Annotated in this window: 15 protein-coding genes; 5 read left to right on the top strand and 10 right to left on the bottom strand. The window is 36.2% G+C overall.

Features of this window, described 5'->3' with window-relative positions; translation table 11 throughout:
* Positions 1-19: 19 nt before the first annotated feature.
* The 5 genes from RHP76_RS17685 to RHP76_RS17665 all read left to right on the top strand — a co-directional run bounded on the left by RHP76_RS17685 (position 20) and on the right by RHP76_RS17665 (position 6,228).
* Complete coding sequence (locus tag RHP76_RS17685) at positions 20-358, top strand: DUF3817 domain-containing protein (RefSeq protein WP_062673669.1); 339 nt, start codon at positions 20-22, stop codon at positions 356-358.
* Positions 359-722: 364 nt separating this feature from the next.
* A complete protein-coding gene (locus RHP76_RS17680; protein WP_311228695.1) occupies positions 723-2,984 on the top strand; it encodes a TonB-dependent receptor domain-containing protein in 2,262 nt (753 codons plus the stop codon).
* 44 nt (positions 2,985-3,028) lie between these two features.
* Positions 3,029-3,439: a hypothetical protein gene (locus RHP76_RS17675; protein WP_311228694.1), complete on the top strand. Its 411-nt coding sequence runs from the start codon at positions 3,029-3,031 to the stop codon at positions 3,437-3,439.
* A 27-nt stretch (positions 3,440-3,466) separates the two neighbouring features.
* A complete protein-coding gene (locus RHP76_RS17670; RefSeq protein ID WP_311228693.1) occupies positions 3,467-5,287 on the top strand; it encodes an outer membrane beta-barrel family protein in 1,821 nt (606 codons plus the stop codon).
* A gap of 80 nt (positions 5,288-5,367) precedes the next feature.
* Entirely contained in the window at positions 5,368-6,228 is an 861-nt protein-coding gene (locus RHP76_RS17665; RefSeq protein ID WP_311228692.1) for an alpha/beta hydrolase fold domain-containing protein, read from the top strand.
* A gap of 48 nt (positions 6,229-6,276) precedes the next feature.
* Here the strand turns inward: RHP76_RS17665 and RHP76_RS17660 are convergent, their stop codons facing one another.
* From RHP76_RS17660 to RHP76_RS17615, 10 genes are read right to left on the bottom strand one after another with little or no spacing between them, the layout of a single operon-like run.
* Complete coding sequence (locus tag RHP76_RS17660) at positions 6,277-8,031, bottom strand: discoidin domain-containing protein (RefSeq protein ID WP_288443914.1); 1,755 nt, start codon at positions 8,029-8,031, stop codon at positions 6,277-6,279.
* Between the two features lie 27 nt (positions 8,032-8,058).
* The gene (locus RHP76_RS17655) at positions 8,059-9,084 is read right to left on the bottom strand and encodes a hypothetical protein (RefSeq protein ID WP_311228691.1); all 1,026 of its coding nucleotides are present in this window, start codon (positions 9,082-9,084) and stop codon (positions 8,059-8,061) included.
* 4 nt (positions 9,085-9,088) lie between these two features.
* Positions 9,089-10,618 (bottom strand): flavin monoamine oxidase family protein, encoded by a 1,530-nt coding sequence (locus tag RHP76_RS17650; RefSeq protein ID WP_311228690.1) that lies wholly within the window; start codon positions 10,616-10,618, stop codon positions 9,089-9,091.
* Positions 10,619-10,655: 37 nt separating this feature from the next.
* A complete protein-coding gene (locus tag RHP76_RS17645; RefSeq protein ID WP_311228689.1) occupies positions 10,656-12,170 on the bottom strand; it encodes a polyamine aminopropyltransferase in 1,515 nt (504 codons plus the stop codon).
* Positions 12,163-12,378 carry a DUF350 domain-containing protein gene (locus RHP76_RS17640; RefSeq protein WP_062673653.1) on the bottom strand — a complete coding sequence of 72 codons (216 nt, stop codon included), beginning with the start codon at positions 12,376-12,378 and terminating at the stop codon, positions 12,163-12,165. The genes RHP76_RS17645 and RHP76_RS17640 overlap by 8 nt, the downstream gene beginning before the upstream one ends.
* A gap of 13 nt (positions 12,379-12,391) precedes the next feature.
* On the bottom strand, positions 12,392-12,586 hold the full coding sequence (locus RHP76_RS17635; protein WP_062673651.1) for a hypothetical protein: 195 nt from the start codon (positions 12,584-12,586) through the stop codon (positions 12,392-12,394).
* Positions 12,576-14,042, bottom strand: coding sequence for a DUF4178 domain-containing protein (locus RHP76_RS17630; RefSeq protein WP_311228688.1), 1,467 nt, complete (start codon positions 14,040-14,042; stop codon positions 12,576-12,578). The genes RHP76_RS17635 and RHP76_RS17630 overlap by 11 nt, the downstream gene beginning before the upstream one ends.
* A 1-nt stretch (position 14,043) precedes the next feature.
* Entirely contained in the window at positions 14,044-14,403 is a 360-nt protein-coding gene (locus tag RHP76_RS17625; RefSeq protein WP_062673647.1) for an S-adenosylmethionine decarboxylase family protein, read from the bottom strand.
* Positions 14,404-14,424: 21 nt separating this feature from the next.
* Positions 14,425-15,348, bottom strand: a complete 924-nt coding sequence (gene ctlX / locus RHP76_RS17620; RefSeq protein WP_062673645.1) for a citrulline utilization hydrolase CtlX — start codon at positions 15,346-15,348, stop codon at positions 14,425-14,427.
* Between the two features lie 55 nt (positions 15,349-15,403).
* Positions 15,404-15,817, bottom strand: a complete 414-nt coding sequence (locus tag RHP76_RS17615) for a four helix bundle protein (protein WP_311228687.1) — start codon at positions 15,815-15,817, stop codon at positions 15,404-15,406.
* Between the last annotated feature and the right edge of the window lie 69 nt (positions 15,818-15,886).

The raw sequence follows: 15,886 nt of genomic DNA, 5'->3' as shown, positions 1-15,886 counted from the left end.
TCACCTCATAATTTAAGAAATGGACTTCATCGAAAAAATATTCTCAAAATATTCTCAGGAAAAAATCATCAGATGGTTTAAGCAAATTTGTCTTGCGGAGGCCATTTCATGTCTTTTGTTGTATGGTGTTGCGATGATCTGGATCCGGTATGATGAAAATTTGTACTCTATCATCTTCATCAGTGTTATTGGTAGTTTACATGGTTTATTTTTTACCCTTTACCTTTTACTCTGCCTTCCTGCCAGAAAAATTTATAATTGGGATGATGAAGATTTTGTTTTTGCCTTATTATCTGCATTCTTCCCCTTTGCAACGGTTTGGGTAGATAAAAAGCTTGCCCGATTCGACAGAGAATAAACAATATAATGAAAGGACCTTTTCGGTCCTTTTTTATTTTTACAGTTATTACAACCCAGATTCACATATGTCTTTGTGTGAAGCATAACTCCGGAGCTAATGGGAATAAATTCCAGGTATTAATTAAAAATTTCTCATAATTTCTTTCATTGATGTAACATTTTGCATCATTTATTTGTCTTATTATACAGAAAGGTCAAGCAATCAATATTTTAATGTTAATTTTTATTAATTGATAATCAATTGATTATAATGATTTAAAAATATTTTTAAGTACTTTGTATTACAAAATACTAAATTTATTATATATCTTTGTAATGTTAAATAACAAACCATACAAGCTATTAATTAAAAAAGAATAATCATGAAGACTCAAATTCTTATTGCAGCATTATTTTTCGGTGGACTTATCACTGCCCAGCAGAAAAAAGATAGTTTGAAAGTCAATGCTATTGATGCAGTGAATCTCAAGAAGCAGGTTTTCAAAAAGCAGGGTGACCGTTTGGTATACGATGTAGCTTCTTCATCTATCGCTAAAGGAACCAACACCTTTAATCTTTTGAAACAAACACCGATGATTTCCAGCATAGACGGAAAAACGCTGAAGATTTTGGGAAAAAATGATGCAGTCATTTATATCAACAATAAAAAAACCAATATGGATTCTGAGGCATTGATTGAAATGCTGAAGTCTACTCCGTCTGAAGATATCCAGAAAATTGAAGTCATTACAGTTCCCGGAAGTGAATTTCAGGTTGAATCCAAAGAAGGAGTCATCAATATTGTCATGAAAAAAAGCAAAAACAACGGCTATAACGGAACGTTGAAAATGCAGAACGAGCAGGCTTATTACAATAATCCTAATGCGGGAGCTTCTTTTAATTTCAGACAGGGAAAATGGTCCGGTAATTCTAATTTCAGAATGGGAAGCTGGACAGACAGACAAAGATATACGCTGTCCAACGGTGATCCTACTTTCAGAAATGAGTCTTTTGGGTTTAATGATGATCCTAACAAAAATTTTGGTGGAGGATTCAATGTTGATTATGAAATCAATAAAAAACACAGTCTTGGATTTTCCTACAACATGAGATACAATAAAAGTTTCAATTCTGTACTGGATATTACCAACTGGCAAAACGGAGTATTAAATAACAGAACTGTCAACAACGAGGATGCACAAACAAGAAATCATTCTTTCAATTTGAATTATGAGATGAAAACAGATTCTCTGGGAAGTAAGCTTACATCCAACATTTCTTACTTATGGTTCAACAGGGATAAAGTAAGTTTCAATGAAAGTTTTCCTTTAACGAATGATACAATCAACAAATATTCAGCATTACATCAGGCAGTACCCCAAATCATCAACAACTACGCTGCCAATATTGATTATCTGAAAAAAACGGCTAAAGGAGCAACATGGTTAATGGGAATCAGTTATAACCACACCAATACAGATAACGACACCAAACAGGATAAATTAAAAAACGGACAATTTATCATCGATCCCAACCAGACCAATCACTTCATTTATAAAGAAAATATACTTGGGATTTACCTGAATTATGAAAGAAAATTAACGGAGAAGATATCCGGAAAAATAGGAGCCCGTTACGAAATGACCAGAAGTACAGGCGATATTGTGGATAAAACAGGATTTGAAAGAAATTACAACAACCTTCTGCCTTATCTGAATTTAAATTACGCCATCAATTCCGATCATAATCTGAGCTATACTTTCTCCAGCAGAATCAGAAGACCCAGATTCTGGGAACTGAATCCTTCAAGAACCTACTTTACTCCAACCAATTATACGCAGAACAATCCATTTATACTCGCTTCCAAATACTATAATCAGGAAATCAATTATATGTACAAAAATGCATTCTATGCCAATCTTAGTTTTAATATGGTGGAGGATGCAGCAGCCTCAGACCTGATTCCATTACAAGGAACTGTAACAGCTCCTAAAAAAGATTCTGAGGGGAAAATCATAAAGGACATCAAAGGAAATCCGATTATGGAAACTACCAGATTCTTAAGATATATCAGAACCAATTATGGAAAAAACAGGGAGATTGCTCTAACTCTTGGAATGAACAAATCCTGGTTTAAAGATATATGGACAACCAACTATTCTGTCAATTTAGGTTATGTTACCTACAAAGGCGGAGTATTTGAAGACCCAACTTCTATGCCCGTTCCGGGAGAAACTGAAGTAGTAGATCCTTACATCATTGATGTCAAAAACTACAATATGTCTGCAACCCTCAATAATATCATCAGACTTTCTTCTAAAAAAGACTGGTTCCTGGGAGTGAATTACTTCTTTGCTAGCCAGACTGCAATGGAAGGAGGAATGATAGGTACAAGACAAAGCTTCGATCTCAGTCTGAAAAAAATCGCTGGAGACTGGACGATTGTAGCGGAAGTGAGTGACTTATTCAATCAAAGCTTCTACAGTATTAAAGGAGTACAGCCTAACGGAAAATATAATAATATCACCAACTTCAATTATCCAAGGTTAATGAGCATCGGAGTTACTTATAATTTCGGAAATCAGAAACTTAAAAAAGCAAGGGAAATGAAATCAGCTAACGATGCTGTGAAATCCAGAACCTAATTTATAAAACTTATACACTAAATCCACTCTTAAATAAAAACAACATGAAACGTATAATTTTGTCAATGGCCATTGTATTCAGTACTTGTGCATTTGCGCAGGAAAAGAAAGCTGATACGGCAAAAACAAAAAACATAGAAGGAGTTACCATCACAAAACAGGTTTTCAAAAAGCAAAGCGATCGTTTTGTATATGATGTAGCAGCATCTCCTGTTGCAAAAGGAAATACCACTTTTGATCTTTTGAAGCAGACCCCATTATTATCTTCAACGGATGATAAAACATTGAAAATAGCAGCGAAAAATAATGCCCTGATCTATATCAACGGAAGAAAAAGCAATATGGACGCTGAATCTTTAGTTCAGTTTCTGAAAAATACTCCGGCAGAAAATATCCAGAAAATTGAAGTGATTACCGTTCCGGGAAGTGAGTATCAGGTAGAATCATCTGATTGAATCATCAATATCGTTTTAAAGAAAAAAATGAGTGATGGTCTCAATGGAAATATGAGAATGTCTAACACTACCAATAAATATAACGGGAGTCAGGCGAGTTTCTCGGCTAACTACAGAAAAAATAAACTGGGAGTAAGTGCCAGTCTTAGCGGGGGTGAAAATATCGAACCACAGACCTATACTTTAAGAAATGGTACTGCCAAAACTTCTAATGAATCCGTAGGAGATGTTGATGATCCGAATAAAAACATCGGTGGCTATCTGAATATTGATTATCAACTGAATGATAAAAGCAATCTCGCATTATCATGGAATACATGGGCTAATAAAAGTTATAATTCAACGGTAGATTTATTTAATACCATAAAAAAAACTAATACGGAATATACGTGGTCTAAAAACCGGGAGGATTCAAGATCTTATAACAATTCTGTGAATTTAAATTATGAATTAAAAACAGATTCATTGGGAAGTAAACTGAATGTAAATGCAGCCTACCTCAACTACAGAAGATTCCAGTCCACAGATAACCAGACCTTTGCTTCGGATATCAACAGAAAAGTAGGAAAAATAAAAACACAGGTATTCCAGGATCTTCCTCAGATTATTAATAATTTCTCCGGAATGGTGGATTATAATCAAAAGTTTAAAAATGATCTGACTGTATCTATAGGCGGAAATTATAATAAGACTAAGACAGATAACGATTCTAAAAACATAACTTATTCTTTTAATCCTGTAAAAGCTCCGGATTCAAGACCCAACCATTTTATCTATGATGAAAACATCTACGGAATGTATCTTACCGTTGAGAAAAAGATTTCCGACAAACTTTCCGGAAAAATAGGTGCCCGATATGAGATCACCAACAGTCTTGGAACTTCTGACAACGCTCCCACAGAAGCTCTTAGAAGAATTGAAAGAAATTATAAAAACCTTCTTCCCTATCTAAGTCTGAATTATGCAATTAATGATAAAAACAATATCTCTTATTCCTTCTCCAGCAGAATGAGAAGACCTAGTTTCTGGGAACTTAATCCGGTAAGGAACATTCTTACAGATGATAATTATACTCAGAATGACCCGTTCGTAAAGGCATCTTCTACCTATAATCAGGAGCTTACTTATATGTTCAAGAATTCCTATTTCCTGATTTTAAACCATTCCTACATTCAGGATGTAATTACGCAGGTACCACTTCAGGGATATCCGGTATCACCGGCTGGAAAGGAAGGCGAAAACCCGGCATTAAGATATATCAGAACCAATTTTGGGAATAAACAGGAAATTTCCGCAATGGTAGGTATTCAAAAGTCATTTTTCAAGCAATACTGGACAACCAATTTCAATATCGGTGTACAGCATAATATTAACAATGGAAGCCTTGATACTGATCCTACAACAGGAGACAGATTCAAAGATGAAAAAGGGCCCAGTGGAAAATTTATTACATACACCAATAAAACCAATTCTACCAGTCTTTTGATCCAAACCAACAACACCGTTCGTCTTGATAAAAAGAAAACATGGTTCTTCGGACTTAATTACTTCTTCGTAGATAAGCAACAGATTGAGCTTGGTTCATTGAAAAACCTGATGAGTTTAGATCTTAGCCTTAAGAAAATGTGGAACGACTGGACGTTTGCAGTGAATGTAAATGATGTATTGAATACCAACATCGTTAAAATTGAAGACTTTCAGGAAAACGGAAATTATAATTATGTCCACCAAAACCGCTACAACAGAAGCTTAATCGTAAGTCTTACGTATAATTTCGGAAATCAGAAAATCAAAAAGGTAAGAGATATCGAGGGTGCTTCAGATGCAATTAAAAGCAGAACCAGATAAAGAATTATCTTTCTTCATATTCAATTATTCTTACGATATCCGCTGATTCTTTTCAGCGGATTTTTTTATATTTAATAGCTATGAAAAAACACATACGAGTTATTTTAATTTGCCTTAGCCTCCTTTTTCTGTGGACGGCCTGCAAAGAAAAAAAGATAAAGCTTGGCAAAGATATCCACTTTGATAAGGAGGAAAATATTCACTATGGAAACAATCCAGAGCAGGTTATGGATCTTTATATTCCATCTACACGAACAAACAAAGAAAAGGATGTTTTTATTATAATTCATGGTGGAGGCTGGAGGGCTGGAGATAAATCGCAGCTTACCTTTTTCACACTCTCTATGATGCAGAAATTTCCTGATCATATTTTTGTCAATATGAATTACAGACTGACATCAGAAACTCATTATGGCTTACCCAATCAGATAAATGATATTAAATATGTTTCCGCCTTCCTAGAAAAAAAGCTTGGGTACAGTCCCAAGCTGATATTATTGGGAAACAGTGCGGGAGCCCATTTATCCATGCTGTATGCTTATAAATTGGATACAGATAAAAAAATAAAGGCTGTAATTAATATTGTTGGTCCTGCAGACCTTTCAGATCGGGGTTTTAAAAACTATCAGGAATATTCCTTTGTGGAAAGAAGACTTGTAGATCCTCGTGTAGTGGATTCTGAAACTTCCAGAATAGATTTCGCAAGCCCTGTGAAATGGATCAATGAAAACTCTCCTCCTACTTTATCTTACTATGGAAATTCGGATCGTGTTATCCCGTCTTCACAAGAGAAAATCTTAGATTCTGTTTTAAATAAAAAACATATCTTCCATGAGTCTTATTCATTCAATGGCGGACATCTGGACTGGGATAAACACCCAAATGATCAATTTCTTATCAATAAAATAGAAACATTTCTCAAGAAAACAGACAAAAAATAACACGTCCTGATTTTTCAAAACGTGTCATTTTTTATATTTTACTTTGATCTATTCTGATTTTACAACAGTCGTTCTTTCAGAAACGCCATTCGCATTAAAAGCTTCAATCTGGAAATAGTATGCATCTGTTCTGTCTGCCCCTGTAAAGAAATACTCATTCTTTCCGTAGACCATAATACTTCCATACAATTTATCGGGAGTCTTTCCAAAATAGATTACATAACCATCCGCTTCAGGGTTTTGCTGCCATTTCATCCAGATACTTCTTCTTTCACCATATTTCTTTGGATCAGCTCTCAGAGGAACAAACCCTTCCACTTTAGCAGGCTGTTTCCCTGCTCCTTTTCCAAACACTCTGAAGCCGCTTAATGCAAATTTTCCTGTTGGCATCTTCAGATTTTCCATTTTAAGGAAACGGGCTTTTGCAGGTTGTTCAAGTTCTACATAATCGTGAGGAACATCTTTAGTGTTTTTGCTTTTATCCACAATCACACTCCATTTTTTCCCGTCATTGGAACCATAGATTTTGTACTGATGCATTTTCCCAAAGGTTTTCCCCATAAACTCGGCATCCTGATCTGCATAATTGATCTGAATGGCATTGATGGTAGAAACTTCTCCCAGATCTGTCTGAAACCATTCTCCGGAATTTCCGGTTTTGGCACTCCAGTACGTTTTGATATCTTCATCTACAGCATAGTTGGGCTGATACCCTCCCAAAGTAGATGAAACCTGAACCGGTTTATTATAATTCAACAGCATCCATCCGGCAAAAAGACCTTTCGTAAAATCTTTGCCCTGTGCATATTGCGGAAGGTAAGTAGGATAATCGCCATATGCCGTATTACAGTACATCACATCATCTTTATCAAAGCCGGCCGGCCATATTCCCAGCCTTCTTTCAAAATTATTTTTAGTAGAAATAAAAATTGTGGAAACGTGCCACCAGTTCTTGTAATTGTCCTCAAACGTAGCTCCATGGCCTGCTCCTCTGGCAAAACCTCCCGGTTTATAAGAGAATGGATTATGTTGTTGATACTCGAACCCTTCCAAAGGACTTTTGCTCACATACACTCCATCCGAGTATCCACTGAATTCTGTTGCCGGAGCGCCATACTGCATATAATATTTTCCGTTGTGTTTTGTCATCCATGCCCCTTCTACAAAAGGCTGAAGAAAAACGTTGTCATTGTATTCTCCGAAGCGTTCCCAGCCGTGATCTTCAGGTTTTAGTTTAATAATGGGCTTAACGAAACCTTCAGACTGAAGATTTTTTACTTTCACCTCTGTTCCCAGCAATGGCCATTCATTACTTGAACCCCAGTACAGATAGAGTTTATTTTTATCTTCATCATAATGGAACGCCGGATCCCAAGCTCCCACTTTTAAAGTATCCACTGCAATTTTCCAATCATCCTTGGTGGGGTTTGTACTTTTCCAGATCGGAAAATCCTGTTCCCAGGTAGAACCATATACATATAGAGTGTCTTTCATTGCCCATACCGCAGGAGCATTAAGATCATGGATGTATTTATTATCTCTTAAAAACTTTCTTTTCACAAACTTCCAGTCCAGCATATCATCACTATACCAGTATCCTTCCTGGTTGGTAGAAAAAAGAAACAGTTTATTTTTAAAATTAACAATCACCGGATCTGCTGTAGCACGATGTTTCCCTTGTTTTGAAAAGACTTCAAACGGAGTATACCCATAATCAATATTGATGGGATTGCAGAATGTTTTCTGCTGAGCACCTACAATCATTCCTAGAAAAATTGCCAGTGACAGAAAATATTGTCTCATTTTTAGATTTTAAAGATTAAGACAAAGTTAGGCAACTTTTTTGGGTTTTCTCCAAATAAAGCCATCCAGAAGATAATGGGTAAGCTGCGGAACAACTAACAATGGAACAAGGAACTGTGATAATTTTTCTGAAATAATCACATTCAAGGAAAAATGTTCATTCCATACCAGAGTTTCCCACAAAAATTCTTCCATGAAAGCAAAGCTTAAAAGAACTCCTATAAACAAAAAGATTCCTGAAAAAGATTTAAAAATCTGCATCCTGTTCAGCTGATGATTTTCTTTTTGTTGTATTTCCCGGATGTAGATCAATGCGATATAGGGAATTCCGTGAGAAATCACATTCAGAAAAGTAAACAAAAGATCATTGTTAAAATAGACAATCCCAAAATACCAGGAAAGAAAAGTTCCGGTGATCAGTGCTGTTTTCGGAATGTTAATATTCTTTGTTTTAAAAGCTTCAATTACAGTTTTAATAATCCAGATGATCAGAATGGCAAAATAGATGATTGTAATGAACGGAATATAATCCGGAAGATTTTGAAACCAGTCAAATTCGTTATCGACAAACCACGTAAAGGCACGAGGAGTTTTAAACCAGTACAACATCGGATAAATGGTAGCAGAATAAACAGCCACCTCATCTATTCTTTTACTCCAGTTATTCGGTTCAAAGCGGGCGTAAATTCTCATAAAACCATATTGCTGGCGTATAAAATGAAAAACGGCTACCAATGCCAGTACCGACCAGAATGTAAGACTTCCAAATTGAAAAAGGATAATCCCTAAAATCCAGCTTACCGCAGGAATTCCGAGATAAAGCCATTTATTTTTCTGTATTTCTCCCTTTACGAAATACGTTTTGAACAGCGTAGAATATACGTGAGCTACATCCACAAAAACGATCAGAAAAAGCCATGTGTAAAAGGAATAATGATTTTCCAGCCCCTGAATCTGTTTCTGAAAAAGAAAAATAACAAGCAATACAAGGAAAGGTGGTGATAGAATAAACCACCAGTCTGTTTTTACGTTATGTATCCACGGCTGTTTCATTGTATCATTGTATCATTTGTCCTGCAGTCCGGATTCCCTGATAAAAGGCTTCTTCAAAAATGGATATTCCGGAAAGATCAGAGTGGGCAAAGAAAATTTTCCCTTCTATGGACTCTTTCGCTTTTTGAGTTTCTTCACCAAAAATCTGATTGGGAACCGGAGCAATCATTGCATGTCCTATTTTATGAAACTGCATTTCCAGAATGAAATCTTCTATCAATGGATGGGCTTTCTTCAAATCATCCAAAACTAAAGTTTTAAGTTCAGATTCTTTCATGGCATACAGCTTTTTCCTCGCTTTTTTGCAATCTGCAGTTGAAAAACTCTTATAGTGGGTAATTACTTTTTCACCTATAATCTGGTTCAGATTCTGATGCTGGTCAAAAATATACCCCAATCCGGAAGTCCCGTAGATCATATTATCCCAGGCCAGCTCTTCATCTCCTCCAAATTCATTCTTTAACGTAATCGTTGTTAAAAGCCACGGCACATAATGGAATGATGATGCTCTTTTTTGATTAAAAATTCTTTCATTCACAAATTGCGGGGTTGCAAACAGTACTTTATCTGCAATGATCTTTTTAGTTTTCTTTTGAGCATTATCAAAACTCAATACTTCAACTCTATCATTGATTTTCACATCAAAAACTAAGTTTTCTGGCATGTGTTTTCCCTCTGTATATTTTGAAAAATGGTTTGCCAGTCTTGCATTTCCTTCCGGCCATGTGAATACCTGATCTTTATATTTCGTGCTCCAGTTGTTTTTTCTTCCGGCAAAGTAATGGATACCTGCCCATGCTGAAACATAGTCAATTCCCAATCCGAAATCGTCTCTGCAGGAATAATCCAACAGCCAGAGAAGTTCCTCTGAATGATAGTTATTTTCTTTGAGCCAATCTTTGAATATTACTTTTTCAAGTTTTACCACCTCATCATCTCTACTGGAATCATGTACGGGAATGGCGAACCAATATCTTCCTTCAGTGTCTTTCTTTACACGAAGCTCATCCATCAGCTTAAAAAAACGGGTAAGCTCTTGTTGTGTTGTTTCTGAAATACCTCTCTGAGGCACAATATCATTCTGCCATGAGTTTTTATAGAAAAGTCTTTCCTGCTGTGGAAAAGTCATTTGGTATTCATCAAGAATGGGGTCTCCGTTTTGTTCTGTTCCCAAACAGATTTTACATTCTTTCAGGAAATCTATTATTTCTACGTTTTCCTTATTAGGTAAAGGTAAATAATGGGCTCCCAAAGGAAATTTTGAAAATGAATTCTGTCCGTTGGAAGAATTTCCTCCCAGATGGTTTTCCATCTCAAGGAGAAGATAATCCTGTTCATTATTCTGACTGAAGAATCTACATGCCGAAAGTCCGGAAATCCCACCACCCACGATAAGATATTTTGTGTGGATAACTTCTGAAAACTGTGGAAAATCTTTTGCCCATAACTTATGACCTAGAACATGATTAGTTCCGGTGATCTTTAGCAGTAAAGCTTTTACTTTCTTTCCGCAATACTGCAAAAAGGGAAGCATAAGGCTACCTAAAAATATAGTTGTAAGAAAATCCTTTCTACTGTACTTTCCCCCATTCTTCATCGAAATAACGGACTAATATCTGGTTGTCCAGACGGTTAACTTCTACATCTTTCACTTTCATATCTTTATTAAAATAAGACATCTGTGAAAAGTTATAATCATAGTATTTTAAGCCGGGAAGCTTTCTGTAAACTCTGTTGTTGACGGGCTCAAATGAAGCCATCGAAAATCCCCATTCTCCAAAAGACGGAACATAGGTATGATACGCTGCTGTGAAAGGAAAAATCTGATTGATTGTTTTCTCAATACACCAGAAAGATTTCGGAGCAAAATATGGAGATGTGGTCTGAACCACAATTTTCGTATCAAGCGTTGTCAGCTTCTCCAGTTCTTTATAAAACTGCAGGGAATAGAGTTTTCCTAAGCTATAATTGGACGGATCAGGAAAGTCTATGATGATGACGTCAAATTTCTTTTTACTGTCTTTTACCCATATGTAAGCGTCTTTATTGATGATTTCTACTTTTGGATTGGAAAAAGAATTCTGGTTCAGCCTGCGCATGGTTTCATTGGTCTTGAAAAACTGAGTCATTTCACCATCAAGATCCACCAGGGTTACTTTTTTAACGTCTTTGTATTTCAATACTTCTCTGGCTGCGAAGCCGTCACCTCCTCCCAAAATCAGGACATTATCAATGTTTTTTGCCATCGACATAGCAGGATGTACTAAAGCTTCATGGTAACGGTATTCATCCGTTGAAGAAAACTGTAAGTTATTATTTAAATACAAACGGAATTCGTGCGTATTCCTCGTTAAAACGATTCTTTGATAAGGTGAACTTTTAGTATAAACCACATTTTCGCCATATAGTTTTTCTTCAGAATAAGACAGAATCGTATCTGAAAAAAAGAAAAGTCCCAGCAAGAATGCAAATGCCGCGATAGATTTTACTTTGAGGGAAAGGGGTTTTGATAATTCCTTTGTAAGATAATAGCACAGGAATATCGCAATAGAGATATTGATCAATCCAAAAAACAAAGGTGTCTTTACAATTCCTAATTTCGGAATCAAAACCAATGGAAAAAGAATCGATGCCAATAAAGCTCCGATATAATCGAACGCAAAGACGTTTGAAACTAAATCTTTAAACTGAACTCTGTCTTTCAAAATGTTCATCAAAAGCGGAATTTCTACTCCGACGAGACATCCCGTGAAAAAGACGAAAAGATATAAAACGCTTTCAAAGTGTGCGAGTGTATTAAATAAAATAAACAGCATTACAGAGCTGATTCCCCCTACGATTCCCACCAGGATTTCGATCTCAATGAATTTATCAATAAGATTTCCTTTGATGAATTTCGCAAGATAGGAACCTACTCCCATTGAAAAGAGATACACTCCGATAATGAAAGAAAACTGCTTTACAGAGTCTCCTAAAAGATAGCTCGCCAGGGCTCCTGCCACCAGCTCATAAATCAATCCACATGTAGCAATGACGAATACTGAAAACAATAAAAGCAGCTCAAGAGGAATCCTCTTCTTATCCATGAATTGCCGCGCTTATAATCATTGAAATTCCGATGATAAATGCTCCGAAAACAATAGCCAGTGCTATATTTTTATTCTGAGCGATCTCATGCCATGTTTTTTCCGGGGTAAGCTTTTCAATAACGAAATAGCACACCAGCAGAATAGCGATTCCTAAAAATGAGTAAAGAACCGAGTTTAGTATGGGTAAGAAATTGATGTTGTCCATAGTTTTTATATTTTTATTTGTGATAGTATCTGTAGAATCCTACTCTGGAATGACTTCTTGTAGTTCCGTCGCGGTATGTTTCTGTTTTGGCACAGTCGCAGACCTGATTTCCCTGATAGGTAAGGTATACAAACCAGGTCATGAAAAACCCTCCGATCAAGCAGAGTATCCAGTTTTGTCTTATGTAATTGGTAATATTAGTTATCATTTGCAGGATAAGGGGTGTTTGAACTATTCTTCCATTTATTCACATTAAAGAAATGTTTTCCTATCCACATGGCGACAAAGAGTGCAATCATTATGAATAAAATGAATCCGAAGTTCCAGAATGAAACAGGAAGCCAGGTCGCTTTGAGCTGTATATAGGTATTGTTTGAAATAGGATCTGTAGTGAGTCTTAACCCTTCTGTATTGATAAGAGAATCTATTTTTGAAGTTCCAAAGGAAGCTTTCACCAGTTTACCTAATTCTGTTGTATCTTTTTCTAAAGTCTTTCCGTCTATGAAAGTGATAGGTTGCCCTTTATAGATATCGGTTACCTCTACTGTTCCTGATTTATCCCTGGAGATTAATATCCTTGAATCCGGTGACTGAAGACCGGAAAATGCAGGTAATAAAGATCCTTCCTTTTCTGCTGAAATAAGAAAGTGATATTGTCCCGAGCTTACTCCACAAAGGTTAAATTCTTCAGACTGACTTCCTTCTGACCAGCTTTCTCCATCTTCGTACCCATGATATTGTTCGATATCTTTTGAGGTATAGACAATTTCATTAGTCTTTTCATTCACAAGACTCAACTGAACATTAGCCCAGGAATTATCAACACCTGAAAATGCATTCACTTTTAATGGTGCAGAACCTCCTGAAAGGGTAAAACTTTTGCTGACCATTTCTTTGTCTTTTACATCAGCAAAATTGATGGTCTCCGCAAAAACAGTTTCGTTAGTTCGTGAGATATACACGTAGAGCTGAAGCAGACATATCATTAATGCGCCCACGCAAAAAATGTTCACCGCCTGTTTCATATCAAAATAATAAGGCTGGACAATTCCGACTCCTGTATAATACGGCATGTGAGCTATTTTAAAAGCTCTTTTAACATCATGTTTTGAAATGTGAACTCCATAAAAATACTGGCTTTTCTTAGCGGTCTTTTCCTGAGAGATCATACGGGTTCCGTTGACATATTCTTTGTAGGTCGCAACGCTGAAATCAATGTGTTCGTCAAAAAAGCCGGCAGCAGCATAAATAGTGCATGGAGTATTTTCGTACCAGCGATATGTTCGCCCGGCATAGGTAGGTAATTTAGAAGCTTTGCCTTTAAAATCATCAGGATGCATAGAAATCAGGAAAACCCAATGTCCATCACTCTCACTCAGGAAAGCATCATTTCCTTTGCTGTCTTTTAAAGAATACTCCCGCCAGAAAATACTGTTTCCGTATTTTTTGACAGTAATTGCAACGACTGTATACTCTACTCCATCAATATTTCCTTTCTGTCCTACATCCAAGACAACATTTTCTGTAGGTACTTTCAAATGTTTAATCTTTTTATTTCCTGCTACATCAATGAGGTGAGAGCAGGTTTTACAAACATATTCCTCGATAGGAAAATTAAGATCTAATGTATTTTCTGATTCGCATGCTGGGCAGACATAGTGCATTTTATCTGTAAATTTTGTGTTTCTGAATGGTATTAGCTTTAAAATACTGAACTACTTCATCTGCAATCTGCTCTACTTTTTTGGTATTGTCCTGCGTATAATTACAAAGGAAAACATCAAAAGTAAGCTGTTTAAATTCCGGCCACGTGTGGATACAAAGGTGAGACTCTTTCAGGATTACTGCAGAAGTAAAACTCTCATTTTCAAAAATATGATTGGTTACTCCTACAATTTCTACATCTTTAGTTTTCAGAATATCTTCTGTAAACGTCAGAAAACCTTTGCTGTCTAATAACAAATCTTCTGACTCTGTTTCCAAAGTCAGAAGAATATGTAAACCTTTACTTGATAATGGGTTCAATTAATTTTTTTGGTAAATATATTATTTTTTTGGAAGAAAAACCTCAGCAAGCATACATCTTGCGCTTCCTCCACCATTTACTTCAATAGTATTCAGGTCTGAATAGATAATTTCGCAGTATTTTTCAATAGCGGCTACCTGTTCTGAAGATAAAGACTGATAGGCTGTCTGGCTCATCACCAGGAACTTCTCGCCTTCTTTGTTTTGAACCTGAAGCATATTTCCTGCAAACTGCTGCATCTGCTCTTCAGAAATTTCGATGATTTCTTTTCCTGAGCCTTTAATCGTTTCCACTACTTTTTCTCTTTCCAGTTCATCATCGATACAGTCAAGGCAGATTACCACAAATCGGTCTGCTACACACATCATTACATTGGTATGATAGATAGGAAGTCTTTCTGTTCCTACCGTCTGGAAAGAATGGAAAACAACGGGAGCAAATCCGTATTTGGTACAGAATTCTCTGAACAGTTTTTCATCCAGTCTCAAAGAAACAGAACCATATGCAATTTTATTATCATGATCGAAAATCATGCTTCCTGTTCCTTCCAGGAAATGTCCCTGAGTTTCAGAAAAAGACCAGTCATCCACCTCAACTACTTCAAATCCCTGCTCCTGGATACTTTCAATAATATCTTCTCTTCTTTCCACTCTTCTGTTGGAGGCGAACATCGGATATAAAACCACCTTCCCATCTTTATGGAAGCTTACCCAGTTGTTTGGGAATATAGAATCCGGAGTATGGGGATCTAATGTATCTTTTATGGTGATCACATTGATTCCTTTTTCTCTTAGTTTTCCAACAAAGGTGTTGAACTCAGCCAACGCTTTTGACTGGATATCAGAACCGGTCTGCTCAACCTGGAAATAATTATTTTTTGCTGTCTCAGCGTTGTAACCGAATGCAATCGGTTCTATCATTAATACGGTATCTGTTGTCTGCATTTTTTATAAGTTTGAGGGTATTAGCGTATAAGAGTTTGAGAGTCTGAACAGCGTTTTACAAATTATTATCTTCTTTATTCACCGAAGAAAATGAACACCACTTTTCTGACTGGCTCATCATTTTAACTAACATCCATATTATTTGGTTATACTTGTTGTGCAAATTATTATATTGCTCTTCATTCATATAATGGCAGGCAAAGGCAAACTGAAGCCATGTTTGGGTTTCTCTCGCTTCTCCCTCCGAATCTGTAAGCTTAGCGATGAAGGATTTTTCATATTTTCTTTTCCCCCAAGCCTCACTAATATTTGCCGTTACAGATCTTGATGATCTTCTTATCTGATCTGTAAGTGAGTAAAGTTCTTCTTTTGGAAAGGATTTTGAGAGTTCGTAAATCAACTGTGCTGTTTCAAATGATTGTTGATAAACTTTTAAGTCCTGATGAAATTTAATTGTCGAAATACCCAAATATTTTTTTAAATTTAAACAAATATTCAAACCCACCAACACTCTAACGCTCAGACTCTAAAACTCCTC

Origin of the sequence: Chryseobacterium sp. SG20098 (assembly GCF_031844745.1) — a bacterium.
Classification (GTDB): Bacteria; Bacteroidota; Bacteroidia; order Flavobacteriales; family Weeksellaceae; genus Chryseobacterium; species Chryseobacterium cucumeris.
Note: the sequence above shows the minus strand (reverse complement) of the source record. Positions and strands in the feature narration are given on the sequence as shown.

Bases quoted from the DNA above. Each gene is read 5' to 3' on its own strand.
- RHP76_RS17685 (WP_062673669.1), top strand. From the start codon at position 20: ATGGACTTCATCGAAAAAATATTCTCAAAATATTCTCAGGAAAAAATC.
- RHP76_RS17680 (WP_311228695.1), top strand. From the start codon at position 723: ATGAAGACTCAAATTCTTATTGCAGCATTATTTTTCGGTGGACTTATC.
- RHP76_RS17675 (WP_311228694.1), top strand. From the start codon at position 3,029: ATGAAACGTATAATTTTGTCAATGGCCATTGTATTCAGTACTTGTGCA.
- RHP76_RS17670 (WP_311228693.1), top strand. From the start codon at position 3,467: ATGAGTGATGGTCTCAATGGAAATATGAGAATGTCTAACACTACCAAT.
- RHP76_RS17665 (WP_311228692.1), top strand. From the start codon at position 5,368: ATGAAAAAACACATACGAGTTATTTTAATTTGCCTTAGCCTCCTTTTT.
- RHP76_RS17660 (WP_288443914.1), bottom strand. From the start codon at position 8,031: ATGAGACAATATTTTCTGTCACTGGCAATTTTTCTAGGAATGATTGTA.
- RHP76_RS17655 (WP_311228691.1), bottom strand. From the start codon at position 9,084: ATGAAACAGCCGTGGATACATAACGTAAAAACAGACTGGTGGTTTATT.
- RHP76_RS17650 (WP_311228690.1), bottom strand. From the start codon at position 10,618: ATGCTTCCCTTTTTGCAGTATTGCGGAAAGAAAGTAAAAGCTTTACTG.
- RHP76_RS17645 (WP_311228689.1), bottom strand. From the start codon at position 12,170: ATGGATAAGAAGAGGATTCCTCTTGAGCTGCTTTTATTGTTTTCAGTA.
- RHP76_RS17640 (WP_062673653.1), bottom strand. From the start codon at position 12,378: ATGGACAACATCAATTTCTTACCCATACTAAACTCGGTTCTTTACTCA.
- RHP76_RS17635 (WP_062673651.1), bottom strand. From the start codon at position 12,586: ATGATAACTAATATTACCAATTACATAAGACAAAACTGGATACTCTGC.
- RHP76_RS17630 (WP_311228688.1), bottom strand. From the start codon at position 14,042: ATGCACTATGTCTGCCCAGCATGCGAATCAGAAAATACATTAGATCTT.
- ctlX (WP_062673645.1), bottom strand. From the start codon at position 15,348: ATGCAGACAACAGATACCGTATTAATGATAGAACCGATTGCATTCGGT.